Source organism: Lysinibacillus macroides, from assembly GCF_001281525.1.
Lineage (GTDB): Bacteria > Bacillota > Bacilli > Bacillales_A > Planococcaceae > Lysinibacillus > Lysinibacillus macroides.
In genome coordinates, this window is the sequence record NZ_LGCI01000008.1 from 236440 (window position 1) to 251092 (window position 14653).

At 34.0% G+C, this 14653-nt stretch carries 14 protein-coding genes; 11 read left to right on the plus strand and 3 right to left on the minus strand.

Annotated features, from left to right (window positions below; translation table 11 throughout):
• The first annotated feature begins 11 nt into the window (after positions 1 to 11).
• From ADM90_RS13230 to ADM90_RS13250, 5 genes are read left to right on the plus strand one after another with little or no spacing between them, the layout of a single operon-like run.
• Positions 12 to 3350 carry a DEAD/DEAH box helicase family protein gene (locus ADM90_RS13230; RefSeq protein WP_053995442.1) on the plus strand — a complete coding sequence of 1113 codons (3339 nt, stop codon included), beginning with the start codon at positions 12 to 14 and terminating at the stop codon, positions 3348 to 3350.
• A 52-nt stretch (positions 3351 to 3402) separates the two neighbouring features.
• Positions 3403 to 4098 (plus strand): hypothetical protein, encoded by a 696-nt coding sequence (locus ADM90_RS13235; protein WP_053995443.1) that lies wholly within the window; start codon positions 3403 to 3405, stop codon positions 4096 to 4098.
• The gene (locus ADM90_RS13240; RefSeq protein ID WP_053995444.1) at positions 4082 to 4657 is read left to right on the plus strand and encodes a 7-cyano-7-deazaguanine synthase; all 576 of its coding nucleotides are present in this window, start codon (positions 4082 to 4084) and stop codon (positions 4655 to 4657) included. Before ADM90_RS13235 ends, ADM90_RS13240 begins: the two co-directional genes overlap by 17 nt.
• Entirely contained in the window at positions 4635 to 5609 is a 975-nt protein-coding gene (locus ADM90_RS13245) for a hypothetical protein (RefSeq protein ID WP_053995445.1), read from the plus strand. The genes ADM90_RS13240 and ADM90_RS13245 overlap by 23 nt, the downstream gene beginning before the upstream one ends.
• Before the next feature lies 1 nt (position 5610).
• Positions 5611 to 6492 carry a CBASS oligonucleotide cyclase gene (locus tag ADM90_RS13250; protein WP_053995446.1) on the plus strand — a complete coding sequence of 294 codons (882 nt, stop codon included), beginning with the start codon at positions 5611 to 5613 and terminating at the stop codon, positions 6490 to 6492.
• Between the two features lie 120 nt (positions 6493 to 6612).
• Here the strand turns inward: ADM90_RS13250 and ADM90_RS13255 are convergent, their stop codons facing one another.
• Positions 6613 to 6879, minus strand: a complete 267-nt coding sequence (locus ADM90_RS13255) for a hypothetical protein (RefSeq protein ID WP_053995447.1) — start codon at positions 6877 to 6879, stop codon at positions 6613 to 6615.
• Positions 6880 to 6899: 20 nt separating this feature from the next.
• On the minus strand, positions 6900 to 7262 hold the full coding sequence (locus ADM90_RS13260) for a helix-turn-helix domain-containing protein (RefSeq protein ID WP_053995448.1): 363 nt from the start codon (positions 7260 to 7262) through the stop codon (positions 6900 to 6902).
• 127 nt (positions 7263 to 7389) lie between these two features.
• On the opposite strand from ADM90_RS13260, the gene ADM90_RS13265 reads away from it, so the two are divergent.
• The 5 genes from ADM90_RS13265 to ADM90_RS13290 all read left to right on the plus strand — a co-directional run bounded on the left by ADM90_RS13265 (position 7390) and on the right by ADM90_RS13290 (position 10149).
• Positions 7390 to 7680 carry a hypothetical protein gene (locus ADM90_RS13265; RefSeq protein ID WP_053995449.1) on the plus strand — a complete coding sequence of 97 codons (291 nt, stop codon included), beginning with the start codon at positions 7390 to 7392 and terminating at the stop codon, positions 7678 to 7680.
• 20 nt (positions 7681 to 7700) lie between these two features.
• Positions 7701 to 8009: a hypothetical protein gene (locus tag ADM90_RS13270; RefSeq protein ID WP_053995450.1), complete on the plus strand. Its 309-nt coding sequence runs from the start codon at positions 7701 to 7703 to the stop codon at positions 8007 to 8009.
• Between the two features lie 21 nt (positions 8010 to 8030).
• Positions 8031 to 8459 (plus strand): hypothetical protein, encoded by a 429-nt coding sequence (locus ADM90_RS13275; RefSeq protein ID WP_053995451.1) that lies wholly within the window; start codon positions 8031 to 8033, stop codon positions 8457 to 8459.
• 494 nt (positions 8460 to 8953) lie between these two features.
• The gene (locus tag ADM90_RS13280) at positions 8954 to 9205 is read left to right on the plus strand and encodes a hypothetical protein (protein WP_053995452.1); all 252 of its coding nucleotides are present in this window, start codon (positions 8954 to 8956) and stop codon (positions 9203 to 9205) included.
• 695 nt (positions 9206 to 9900) lie between these two features.
• Positions 9901 to 10149, plus strand: a complete 249-nt coding sequence (locus ADM90_RS13290) for a hypothetical protein (protein WP_053995454.1) — start codon at positions 9901 to 9903, stop codon at positions 10147 to 10149.
• A gap of 791 nt (positions 10150 to 10940) precedes the next feature.
• On the opposite strand, the gene ADM90_RS13295 is transcribed toward ADM90_RS13290, so the two are convergent.
• Complete coding sequence (locus ADM90_RS13295) at positions 10941 to 12179, minus strand: IS110 family RNA-guided transposase (protein WP_053995080.1); 1239 nt, start codon at positions 12177 to 12179, stop codon at positions 10941 to 10943.
• Between the two features lie 622 nt (positions 12180 to 12801).
• Here ADM90_RS13295 and ADM90_RS13300 point away from each other — a divergent pair.
• Positions 12802 to 14616: a hypothetical protein gene (locus ADM90_RS13300; protein ID WP_053995455.1), complete on the plus strand. Its 1815-nt coding sequence runs from the start codon at positions 12802 to 12804 to the stop codon at positions 14614 to 14616.
• Positions 14617 to 14653 lie beyond the last annotated feature (37 nt).

Consider the following 14653-nt stretch of genomic DNA (forward strand, 5'->3'; position numbering starts at 1 on the left):
GAGGGGTAAACGTGTCAAACTTTAGCTTCTTAAAAGACAAAAAGCAGTACAAAAGTTTTACTAATGCTTGTGTAGAAGCGGAAAAGGCTCTAATTGTAAGTCCAGCAGTAAGTGCTATTCAGTCTCGTCGAGCGCTGGAATTAGCAGTTAAATGGGTATACAGCTTTGATAGTGCAGCAATGATTCCCTACCAAGATAATTTATCTAGCTTAATACATGATTCGAACTTTCTAGCAATTATCGATGAAGATTTATTGCCATTAATGAAATATATTGTGAAGTTGGGAAATGTAGCTGTTCATACAAATGCTCCGATTTCTCGTGATGAAGCGGTTTTATCGCTTCATCACCTACATCAATTTATTTCGTGGATCGATTACTGCTACTCGGATGAATTTACTGCAGGAGAATTTGATGAATCTTTCCTTCAATTTGGTGAAGAAAAACGAGTACGTCCTGAAGAACTAAAAGATTTATATGAGCAATTAAGTTCAAAGGATAAAAAACTCGAAGAAGTGATGAAGGAAAATGAACATCTCCGTAAGAGTGTGACGGAAAAACGGGAACACAATACGAAAGATTACAACTTCCAAGTAGATGAGTTAAAAGAATTTGAAACTCGACTTAAATACATTGATCTCGACCTGAAAATTGCCGGGTGGGAGTTTAATAAAGATATCATTCGTGAATATGAAGTTCAAGGAATGCCTAACAATGCAGGAACAGGTTATGTCGATTATGTCTTATTTGGTGACAACGGCAAGCCACTTGCTGTGGTTGAAGCAAAAAGAACTTCAAAGGATCCAAAAATTGGTCGTCAACAAGCCAAGTTATATGCGGATTGCATTGAAACGATGACGGGTACACGTCCAGTTATCTTTTATACAAATGGCTTTGAAACATATATTTGGCATGATCCATATCCACCAAGAAAAGTATCAGGTTTCTATAATAAAGAAGAATTAAGCCTACTAATGGATCGCCGTGAAATGAAGCGACCTTTAAAAGATATTCAGATCAATGATTCGATAAGTAACCGTTATTATCAAAAAGAAGCTATTCTAGCAGTTTGCGATGCTTTAACACGTAATCAAAGAAAATCATTATTAGTAATGGCTACTGGCAGTGGTAAAACTAGGACCGCTATATCGATTGTTGATGTGTTGGCTAGACACAATTGGGTGAAAAATGTCCTATTCTTAGCTGACCGTAAAACGTTATTGAGTCAAGCATACAAGAACTTTAATACGCTAATGCCAAGTTTAACAATATGCAATCTACTAGACAATAAGGATAACCCGGAAGAAAGTAGAATGGTGTTTTCTACTTATCCAACCATGATGAATGCGATAGACGATGTAAGAAGAAAAGATGGCAAGAAACTATTTACGGTTGGCCATTTTGATTTAATCATTATTGATGAATCACATCGTAGTATTTATAAAAAGTATCGTAGCATCTTTGATTACTTTGATGGCATTTTGTTAGGATTAACAGCTACACCAAAAGATGAAATTGATAAAAATACGTATGAAGTATTTGATCTTGAAAATGGTGTCCCAACTTATGCTTATGAATTGGAACAAGCAGTAAATGATGGATACTTAGTTGACTATCGAACAATCGAAACGAAGATGAGGTTTCTAGAAGATGGTATTCATTATGATGATTTATCAGATGAAGAAAAAGAAAAGTATGAGGAAACTTTTGATGAAGAAGATTTCAGAGAAGATATTGATAGTTCTGCCTTAAACGAGTGGTTATTTAACGACAACACAATTGATACTGTTCTGAAAAACCTAATGGAAAAGGGAATTCGTGTTGAAGGTGGAGACAAATTAGGTAAGACCATTATTTTTGCTAAAAATCATAATCATGCAGAAAGAATCACTGAACGTTTTGATATTCTATTTCCGGAGTATAAAGGTGATTTTGCACGAGTTATAGATTATAGCGTGAATTATTATCAAACCCTTATAGACGATTTTTCTGAAGTAAAAAAGCTACCACAAATTGCAGTTTCAGTGGATATGCTTGATACAGGTGTTGACATTCCTGAAGTAGTAAATCTTGTTTTCTTTAAAAAGGTTCGTTCAAAGTCAAAGTTCTGGCAAATGATTGGTCGGGGAACGCGTCTTTGTCCTGATTTATTAGGAATCGGAGAGGATAAAACACATTTCCTTATTTTTGATTATTGCGGAAACTTTGATTTCTTCCGGGAAAATCCGAAAGGAATGGACGGTCAAGTTGGGAAAAGTCTTACAGAAAAACTCTTTAATGCTAAAGTGGATATTATTCGTGAATTGCAAGGTCTTGATTATCAGACAGAAGAATATGTTGCCCATCGAAATGAATTAGTTAATGTTGTGACTAAAGAAGTTTTATCGCTCGATAATGAGAATTTCAGGGTAAGACAGCATCTTCAATACGTAGAAAAATTCAAGAATCGTACGAATTGGAATACTTTATCTGTCCTTGATACAAATGAGATAAAGGATCATATTTCACCAATTATTGTCCCAATGAATGATGATGAATTTGCCAAGCGTTTTGATTTAGTAATGTATACAATTGAATTGGCTAAATTACAAACAAGAAATGCAACGAAACCCATTCGAAGTGTCATTAAAACAGCAGAAGCACTATCAAAGCTAGGTACAATTCCGCAAGTGTTAGAAGCAAAACCAATTATTGATAAGGTTTTAACCGAGGAGTTCTGGGATAGTGCGGATATCTTTGAATTAGATTCTGTTCGTGCAGCGTTAAGGGATTTAATTAAATTCATCGAAAAAGAAACACAAAAAATATATTTTACGAATTTCCAAGATGAAGTACTTGAAGTTAACGAGAACGGTCCAATGTACAATGTGAACGATTTAAAAAGTTATAAGAAAAAGGTTCATCATTACTTAAATCAGCATAAGGACCAAATGGCAATTTATAAATTAAACAATAATAAGGCATTGACGGCAAAGGATGTAGAAATGCTTGAAAACATCTTATGGAACGAACTTGGAACAAAAGAAGATTATGAGAAAGACTTTGGTGATACTCCGATCACTAAACTCGTCCGTCAAATTGTTGGATTAGATCCTCAAGCAGCAAATGCAGCTTTTTCTGAGTTTCTATCAGAAGAACGATTAAATCTTAATCAAATTCGATTTGTAAAATTGATTGTTGATTATGTCGTGAAAAATGGAACTCTTGATAAGAAGGTGCTGCAGCAAGAGCCGTTTAAGACTGTGGGAAGTATTGTTGAATTGTTTAAGGATAATATGGACGATGCAAAACGTATTATTGCAGTTATCGATGAGATTAATAGAAATGCTGAAGTGTTTACCGGGGCTTAAAAGCAAGTACTAATCAATTGTTACGACACTATGATTTAGAAGTAACAACATCATGAATAAGCAGAAGTGTTCCTCAGCAATAGGATCTTCTGCTTATTTTTATCCTGTTAAGGTTGTAGGTGATAAGTCAATGGAGGAAAATATTTATGTGAAACAAGTAAAAAAACTAAGGAAAAAAGCGGAGAATTCAAGAAATGCTTATTTTATGTTAACCAAAAGGTATAAATTTTATAGTAATTCGCTACATTTTTTTATCTTAGTTGGATCAACTATAATAGCCATTTTAACTTTTGCAAATTTTGATGTGTTTTTACCTCTAATAAAGGACCTAACAGATTCAACATACAAACTTTCTATTGGACTAATTGCATCTTCGGTATTTATCCTAACCGTAATTGAGGAATTTCTTAAATTGTCAAATAAGTCATCGGAATATGAAAGCTCAGGAAAACAATTAACATCTTTTATCAGATATGCGGATTCAGTAGAGAAACGAGAAAATATTAATGATGAAGATTTGGCACAACTAACTCTTTACTACACATTAATATGTGAATCTACACCTATTATTCCAGATAAGTTCTTTTTTAAAGCCAAAAGACAACTCTACAGAAAAATCGAGTTGAGTAAGGAATTGGAAAAAAATCCGGATACTATCTTATGGCTTTATAAAGTAAAGAGATTTAGAAAAGAGGTAAATTCTCTGTTTAAGAAGGGAGATATTGATAAGAATGACGAGGGAAAATGACTCCGTTCTAGTGTTAGCAAGTGGTGGCATTGATTCTACCGCTTTAATAGAATATTACGCGTCAAAAAAATATAAGGTTTCTGCACTGTTTTTCGATTATGGACAGATTAGTCGTACGAAAGAGCTACAAGCCGTTAGGAAAGTATGTAGTTATTATGGAATTAAACTAGAAGAAGCTCAATTAGGATTCACTTTAAAAAATACTAGTGGAGAATTTATAGGGAGAAATGCACTATTTATTACATCTGCATTTAATTTTTTACCAAATAATTATTCTAAAATATCTATAGGGATTCATTCAGGTACACCTTATTATGATTGCTCAAAGACGTTTGTTGAAGATTTTCAAAGAATCGTAGATGGCTATTTTGAAGGAACAGTTTTAATTGATGTACCATTTGTTGAATTTACAAAGGGTCAAATTATTGAATATTGTTTACAAGAAAATGTGCCAATAAATCTTACATACAGCTGTGAAAATGGTTATGAAAAAAACTGTGGTAAGTGTTTATCTTGCTTAGATAGGAGAGAATTTCTTGGAAAAAGTGACCTTATGTGAAGAAAGAGTAATTAGTATAATTGAGACCAGTACTCCAGTATTAATACCTTCCTTTTCGAGCAAAGGTATAAAGCAGTTTGATAAGACTTTCTATTCATTAAAAGATTACCTATCAGAAGTAACCTTATTTAGTGCCTACGATTTATATTACAAACTAGTTGATAAAGAGCTTATCTATGAAACTGATATGTTGTTTATAGATAGTGGTGGATATGAGGCATCAATTGAACCTGATTTATCCGAAATATATGGGTTTGGTCATAATCCTAATGATTGGAAAGAGGAATTATATCTTAATCAAATCGACACTTTGGAAGAACTTTCAAATATTGTATTAATAAACTATGATTATCCTAAGATCCCTTTTTCCGAACAAGTGAATAGAGCAAAATCAATTTTTACGAAGTATCCATCGTTTGCTAGTGATTTTTTAATAAAGCCTGATACAATATTTGGAAAATTCGATATGGAAAAACTTTTGGAGGATTTACAACTCTGCTCTAATTTTTCTGTCATAGGATTTACCGAAAAAGAGCTAGGATTATCTGTTTTTGAAAGATGTAGAAACATTTATAAGATAAGAAAACGACTAAATCAAATTGGGTTGAATAAACCTATTCATATTTTTGGCTGTTTAGATCCGTTAAATATCATAACTTACTTTTTATGCGGTGCCGATATTTTTGATGGATTATCTTGGTTAAGATATGGATTCCAAAGTAACCGGCCTATTTATATTAATAGCTATGCTATTTCCAGTGGAAAGTGGATGTATACTAACGATGAAGTCAGGATTATAACGTACCTAGAAAATATTAAGATACTAAATGCTTTAAAGCATAAAATGAAACTTTATATTAAAGAGAAGGATTTATCAGTGTTTGAATTAGACCAGCAGACCGAAACGGAAATATTCAACCTTATGGAAATAATTAAAGAAGAGGGGTTTTAAATTGGGAGGAAGCGGTGGATGGAATGTACCCAGTAAAACATTAAAAGAACTGTTAGAAGAAAAGGCAAAACAAAGGCAAAAAGAAAATGATAGAGAAATAAATGACTTTCTACAATCCTTGTTAAAAGAACTAAATAATCGTGATACTGAACAGGTACAAAAACATCTTAACACGTTAAAGGCTGCAATTGAAAAAGAAATTGACGGAGCTGTTGATCTTTTATTCGGTGGTTCATTAAGTAAACACACCTATGCACAGGGATTAAGTGACATTGATATGTTAGTACGAATTAACAATACTCAATTAGCTAATGCCAAACCACAAGAGGTCTTAGACTATTTTGCAAAACAAATAAAGACCAGATTACCAAAGACTGAAGTAAAAAAAGGAGATTTGGCTGTCACCGTTAAATTTAGCAGTGGATATGAGGTTCAATTATTACCAAGTATAAAAACTGCCACTGGATATAAAATTGCAAAACCGGGTTTAAATGAATGGAGCAATGTTATCAAACCCAAAAAATTTGCTGAGAAATTAACTAGTGTTAATCAATCCAATGGTGGCAAGATAATTCCGATGATAAAGCTGTTTAAGATGATTAACGATCAATTTCCAAAGAAAGCCCAGCTTTCAGGTTATCACATTGAATCACTTGCGATTGAAGCTTTTAAGAATAGACAAGTATATCCAAAGACAGTTAAAGAAGCCTTACAAAAGTTTTGCGAGCATTCAAGAACAACGGTGTTAAGTCCCATCAAGGAGAGTACCGGCCAGTCTATACATGTAGACGATTATTTAGGAGGGAAAAATAGCGATATTAGAAGAAGAATCAGTAATAATATTAGAATCATACAAAAAAAATCGATAATGCAAGTTCAGTAGATGATTGGAAAAATATTATAGAGTAAGGATGGCAAATAATATATTTTTTCATCTGGCCATGATTTTCTGTATTCAATACTTGAATGACCTACTGTACTGTCAAATTTATAGGAATACTGATTAGGAATCTTCATCTATTTTTACAAAAGTATCACATTTCTTAGGAATAACAAAAGCAGTAAATTCCTCACCTTGTCCTTCGAGGGGCTGGTTGTTTACTGCTTTTATTAATGATGAATTTGTAAAACCCATTGGAATAGCAGGACCTTTAAACACCGCATGTAGTTCGTCTAAATATTTTCCGCAAGTTTTCCCACAAGTACATGTTTTTTCTTCCAATTTCAGATTAAAAACGTCCATGCAGTTGGTACACATTAAAATTTTCATCGGACTTCACCTTCTAACTGTTATTCTTTCATATACGGCAGCAATAATGTATACAATCCCTTCTTTTGTTCCGTGGAAAGAGTAGAGATTATTTTATTTAATTCCTCGTTTAATTCTTCCTCAATATCTATTCCTGTTTTCTCGCCTTCCTCAATGGCTAATATGGCATTTCTCTCTTCTATATTTTGAAAAAATTCACTCATAGAAATACCGAACTCATCGCATATTCTCTCCAACTGAGTAAAGGTTACTTCTTGGTTACCACCCTCAATCCTTGAAAGGGATGGTTGGGATATATTCACGATTTTCGCGAAGTCAACCATTGTATATGAATGCTCCTTTCTAAATGTTCTAATCAGCCTTCCGACTTGTAGTAAATTCATATATTTATCTCTCCGTCTGCAATTTTCATTCTCACTTTCATACTACATTTTTCTGATTTTACAATCAATCTCTTTCATGTTATCCTTTATAAGGATATATAATCTAAATGAATAATGGGGTGGAAAAATGGTTGACGGTTTTTATAATGCGTATAGTAATTTAATTGAAGCACGATTAGCGGATATTTATAAAAGTGAAGAGTACACAGTTTTGACTGAGACAATTTTTCATGAATTCGAACAAAAATTATCAGCTAAAATTGGCGAGTTAGGAACAGAGGAAAGAGAATCTTTATTCGAAGATTTTCAAACAGCGATATTTAATCAAACGCATCATCAAAACAAACTTACTTATCGCATCGCATTTAATGATGCATTGTCATTTTTTATGGATACAATTTTAACACAAAAAAGATAGCCATCAGGAGGTAGTAGCATTTGTATTTATATCAAGGGAGATTGGTTTTCGATATCGTGACAGCAGTAGGAGAAAAAAGTGAAGAAGCAGCAATGAAAAATGATGCTCATGAAAATTTAACAAATGAATTATTTAAGGAATTGCAAGCATTTATTGAAGCAAAAGGTTATCAGGTACTTTCAATTGGTGTAGATTTAGAAAACTGTGGTAAAGCAGATCAAGCACAATTAAAAGCACTAGAAGAAAGTGAAAAAGACGGGAATGCTAAAGTAAAACGAATTTATAATAAAGCAAATATTACATCGCATACTATTCAAATTATAGAATAAGTTTTGAAGGGATTGATATATTTGTCTACTTTGGGAGATTCTGAATTTGAACTATATCAAACTACGAAAGTTCGGATAAATAAAGTCTTGGAACATGGGGTAGAAGTGAAAACTAGCAAAAGTCAGCTAGGGTTTATTCCCTTCTGTAATCTGGTTGAAGACAAATATACTTTGAAAATTGGTCAATCTTTATATGTAAGATTTTTAAGTCAAGATAAGGATTATCTGTATTTTGCGGGAGATGATTTATTTAATCCAACCCCTTCTCCATCTTCAACGAGAACATCACATTCATCTGGTCTAGAGATGTTTCTTATAAACTATCAAAGTAATATAGTAGATGTTATAAAGTTATTCGTAGCTGGACAATCAGTTATTGAAATATCCTCAAAACTAAACATGCCGCCAAAAGAAGTAGTGGAAATTATCGAGAAGTTTCAATCAGAATGATAATAAATAGGGAAACGCTTTGCACCCGTTGAATGCAGGCGTTTTTTTTTGTTTCTGCTGACCATCTTTGAGGTCAAAGTTATAAGCTTAAAGGGCATTTTAATAGGTTAAACTTAGGGGTTTACAGAAGCTATTAGTCGGCAAGAAAGGGTGATTTTCTACGTGGGAAAATGCAGTAATATCAGGGGTTCATGGACTTCAGGTATATGAAGTCGTTCATATGTATAATTGGGTATGCCTTAGTGTACCCATTTGTCCTTATGAAACTGAGGGGAAAAGGTACTTAATAGATGTATGTGGTAAGTAATCAAATAAAAAATACTCCATTCAAAGTTTAAAGGGATTTGGATAAGAATCAAAATTAATTCCTATTCGGAACTTAATACTGTCAAAATTGAACTTGAAAAGATTTTTCCTAGAAACCTGCAAGTATCCTATTAAAATATGATTTATTGCCGTTTATAATATTAAAAAGATTTTAGGAGGATTAAATAATGTTTATAAAAGATATATTATTTGCATTAAATAACGGTAAAAGTGAAGAGGATTTGGCAAAAGAATTAGGAATGAATTTGACGGTGTTTAAAAATAAATTAAAGAATGCTGCAATTGAGTTTGAAGATGTGGACAAAAAATGGAACTATTATGGATCAGATGTAGAAAAATCATTAGATAGGGACTTTACCAAAACTGTTAAAGTTTTAGGAGTAGATAGAGCATTGTTGATAGCCATAAACAAACAGTAGCTAAGGTTGATAATGCTGAAACGAAGGATTCCGAGTACAAGTTGTTTAAAGATTATATTAATATGAATAACCAAGAGTTGCTTGCGAAGAAAACCTTCACGCTAACTGAAGAAATATACGATACAATCAAGGGTGTTAGTAAAAAGAATTCGATGAAAATTAATGTACTAATAAACGTGTTACTGGGGCAAGGATTACGGTTTTATAATATACCGATAGAGGGGGAAACTGCTAATAAAGGCAAAGGAATCCATTCAGATGAATAATAATTTAAATTAGGTGTAATGTACAAGTTCGATACGGATTTGTATATTACACCTTTATTTATACATAACACAATGAATCTTTGCTTTCTATTGATTACGGCCAGTGAAATGTACTACCCTTGACATAGTTTTTACCACCGAATGACAAAGAATGCACGATAGAATGACAAACTGTTTACCTCTTGCAATCCGTCTTTTGATAAAAATGTAAAACAAAGTTTGAGAATGAAAATGTTTGATTGACCTTCAATAAGTTCAGTCTTCTTCAAACGGTCCAGATTAACTCTTGTATTACGTAGTAGACTTATACTGCCAATAAAGTTTGTCATAATTTGTAGGAAAAAGGACAGCAATTTGCTATTATCTGCTATGATTTTAGTATGAAGATTACTGATAATATGAAGTGAAAAGCGGCGTAGGGGTGAAGTGATGAAACGATTTGTTATACCAATTTTAAAGGAAATCGCAATAGGGCTTTTAGATGCAAAGAAGGATGAACCTGCGTTTAGCATTAAGTGTTTAAAATGCGGGTGTATTAGAGAATTAGAATATCGTTTTTCTAAAAGATCTGGGGATATAGAAGTTTTTAATGACGAAGATATTTTAAATGCTGAAGAAAACATTATATCAATTAGATGCAACAAATGTGGAAATAACTTAGATAGCTCAGAATATTAATGTACAGTTCAACGATAATATTTATTAGAAAATGATATCCCACAATCCGTGTGATCGTGGAATACCAAAAGCATAAATTCTCGGTGTAAATATTGAGGATTTATGCTTTTTACTTCTAATTCGTTGACGTTTTTCTATTGGCAAATACTTTGACAGCAAGTGGTAAATTTTGTGGCAACTGCTGGTAAACAACAAGGCACAGATGGTGCATTCTTGACTGTAATCATCCTAATGCTTGTGGAAAATATCATCATCCTTCTAAAACATTTTCTAAACATCTGTTCGCCAGAAATATAATAATCCATGTAGCTGATCAATAATATGGATTATCAAAGAAGTGTTTCAAAAAAAGAATTTTTGCTAATGCTATTAAAATATAAAAATCTTAATAATATAATATTTAAGATTTCGCAATAAGGAAGTGAATCCGGATAGGAGATTGTTAATTAATAAATTTATAGACATTTTCTGTTTAGACCTTGCGTAATGCTAAATCGATAAAACGATGGAAAAACAAGTACAGAATTTAATAACTAATAAACAAGGGAAACCCCCAATGAGCTTGGAAAAGAAGATGCCATATCTTCGTTTTCAGGATTGTTGGGGGTTGTTTTAATTAAGCCCAGTGGTGAAATGTCAACCATAAAAAACATCAAAATTGGAAATTCCTAAGTGCGAAAGCTTATTCATCGCCACTTTAAGGCGCACTCAAATAAACCTCACGTTTTCCAACTTAAAAAGTTAAAAAATGGAAGTTACAAATTAACTAAAGAAAAGCGAGAAAGTGTTCGTTATTCTCTCCTTTCTTCTTTGGGCGTGTACAGCTGTTTCGTGCGTAGTAGCGAATGCACGAGCCGTACAAGTTTTCTAGCGGTTAAGACGAGAGCGCGTTTGTGTTGATGCTTGGTTACTTCTTGATATTTCTTTTGATAAAAGGCTTTATATTCGGTGTCATGTTTTCGTATGGCGTCTGAAGCTTGTACAAGATAATAGCGTAAATACTTATTGCCGGTTCGCATCCGACTGGTGTTTTCAGACTCATATTCACCTGATTGATGCTGTGTCCATACGAAACCTGCGTATTTCGCTAAAGCGTGGTGATCATCAAAACGATGGATATCGCCAATCTCTGCGATTAAGCCCGCTGCGTACACGGGACCGATGCCTTTTACTGATGTTAATGTTTGCGGAATACCTTTCATCATGCGTTCGATTTCTTTATCTAAACGCTTTACTTGGGTTTCCATGTGCTGAATCGTGCTCAGAATGACTGATAAAGAAAGATTGACGGGATCCGCCATCACTTTATCTAAACGATAGGAATTGCGAGCGAGCTGCTTGAGATATTTCGCCATCTCCTCTGGCGCCACAAAACGATTTTTGCCTTTCTCTTGTAGGAACTCTACGAGCTCCTCTAAAGGCATATCGGCAATGATACCTGGATCTAGTTCTTCTATCACCGCGACACTTGTCGCACCGAATGTATCGGAGAACGGATTATCTTGGCGTAAGCCACTAAATTTTAAGTACAGTTGATTTAACATGTATGTTTTATTACGGGCAATTTCATGGACTAAATGGAAGCGCGTGCGTGTTAATCGACGAAGTGCATCGTAAATTAAGGTTTCTTGCATTTCATGTGGCAATCGTCCAAAGCGTAGATGATCCGCAATAACCCAGGCGTCTATTTTGTCGTTTTTCGGTAACATATCATAGCCCTTCTTAAAACGGGAAACTTTACGTGCGTTGAGCATATAAATCGCTGTTTGAAGATGTGGTACTACTTTCTTACATTGTGCTTTTAAGTAATGGGCAAGGTGCCAACTATATTGATCCGTGGCTTCCATCCCAATTTTTAATTGATCTGTTTGATTTTTTTCCGCTGTTCGTATAATTTTTTGAATCAAGGTGTCCGCACCTTCTACATCATTTCGAACAGAAAAATCAGCGAGTGTGTGACCCTCTCCATGCATGAAATGGACATGATGGGAGCGCAAACTCACGTCAATACCGACTAGCATTTGTGACATGCCAATCACCTCCTAAAGGGGGAATTAATCAAGATACACGCAGACCTGGGTGCCCAGTCGAATCATCGATGTCTGCCTCGTGATGAGCAATCGCATGGAGAAGACCATAATTGAGCGCTACACTCTCTTCAATCATTGCGTCGCAGCCAGTGGTTAGACCTTCCATAATGAACGATGGGTAGCAGGCTTATGAAGCAGTACACATGCGTGTCCGCAAGGAGGAAAAGCTATTTCCTGCGAATACCTTGTCCGTTCCATTGTCTCATGGGCACAGTCTGAGTGAAATAAAAGTTGTCATAAAAAAGGACGAAGTACTGAAATGGAGCCTCCTCCATCCTTCGCCCTTGTGCTATAAAATTGGGTTAAAAAAGTGTATGACAAATAAACAGGCAAGCACCTGTGAGCAATACTTTAAGAAAAGATGATAAATAATGAAAATAGTGATTTCCTTTTGGCTCCCTCGGTCAAACCAGGGGCAAACAGGTAAAACATAAAACAGGAGTGAGGGAGCCAATTGGCGACCACTTCCTATAGGAAATCCAACAGATCCTCCAGCTGTCCGGATCAACTGGAAATTCTATCGGAAAGAGCTCTTACTACTAATATACGAGGAGGAATATTAATGGAGAAATCAAACTCTATAGAAAGAAAAAAGACAAGTATAGAAAATAGTATTGGGTTGTATTGCGAGCTGCTGATGGCCCTTAATACTGATTCGAATATACTAATAAATAATAAAGAAAACTATTACTACTTGGAGGGTAAAGGGAATAATGGTGATTCTAGGGAAGATCCGTTATCAAACTTCATTATCGAACCGCTTTATTTTACCAAAAGTAAGAAGGGCATAACTAAGTTTATATTAAAGTTTATCTCTAACAATCATTCAAAAGTAGTTGAGCTAGATGGTGAAACCTTAGCGATTAATCATTCCTTTAAGAAATTTTGTATAAATCAAGGCAAATTTAATTGGAAAGGTAAGCAGCATCATTTAGACGATTTAATCGATTTTATTATGGTTGGGGCCTCAAAAGAAATCACTATGATACCATATATAGGCTGGAATTCAAAAGAGAAAATTTGGATTTTCCCTACCCATGCATACTCTCAAGGAAATGTTTACTTTCCTAATAATGATGGGGTTTTTGAAATTGACAACAGTTATTTCAAGCTAGAGGTAGATAAGGATGATGAATATTTTATCCAACCGCATATTTCAACTGAACCATCTAAGAAGGAAATTGTTGAATACTTTAGAGATTTGAAAATGCTGTATAAGGATTATTCATATCTAGGTTTTGGATATATAGCAAGTTCATTTCATGTTGACGCTATTACTGAAAAAACGGACTTTTTCCCATTTTTATATACTCACGGGAAAGCTGGACATGGAAAAAGCGCATTTATTAATATTATCTCTAAATTTTCGGGGATGAAGGTATCACTAACAAATCCTCCATCTTTAGATGGATTAAGAAAAGGTATTAGTGGAAAAGCAAGTCTTCCGTTTATTATCGATGAAGCAGAAGATAAAAATGATAGGTCGCGTGGGAGAGATTTCTTTAAATATTTGTCCGATACTATAAAGGTTATTTACATGCGTTCTATATTAAAAAGAGGACATAAAGATGAAGAAAGATTGGTTTATTATCCGATAAGAGGTACGTTATTTTTAGGTGGAGAGGTGTTGACTAGTGTTGCATCAATCATACAACGTTCCATTCTTATTGATTCTTCCAAAATTACTAAGAATGAAGATGTATATAAGAAAGTTAAGGACAGTCAAATGCCTTTTTGGATAGGTCAATTTCTTATGCGAACTTCTCATGTATGGCAATCATATTTTTTAGACTTATATGATGAAATTACAGCTTATTTTATTAAACAGGGGTGGACAAATATCGATGTCCGTATACGCTGCAACTATGCTATATTCTTAGCTGGTGCTTTAGCTGCCATTAAACATTTGAATAATTATTTTGAAATGGAGCTAATTTCGGAAGATGAGTTGAAAACTATATATCTTTTTATATATGAAGAAATGAAGGAAACAAAAAGAATGACGGAAAGTGATCATCCGTCAATGCAATTCTTAATGAAAATTGGATTACTTGCGAATAAAGGTGTTTTAAGTAAAGACATTGATTATAAGTGTATCAAGCAGAAGGATGGCCATGTTTATTTGTATTTAGCTCCTTCTAACGTCATAGAAGCATACAAGAGTAATGAAAAAACTCCGTTTTATACAACGAGCCATAAAGCAATTAAAGACCTTCAAAATCAATCATTTTTTTGGGGGACTCGAAAACTTCGTATTGGACAAAGTCAGCCTACTGCATGGATTATACAGCTTACTCACCCTAATAACCCAGAGTTAATTAAGGAGGGGATAATACATCCCGATCTACCGGATACAATGGTTTATTTTTATAATTAATCCGTGTAGCTTAGTCTTGTTCCAAAAATTCAAGAAC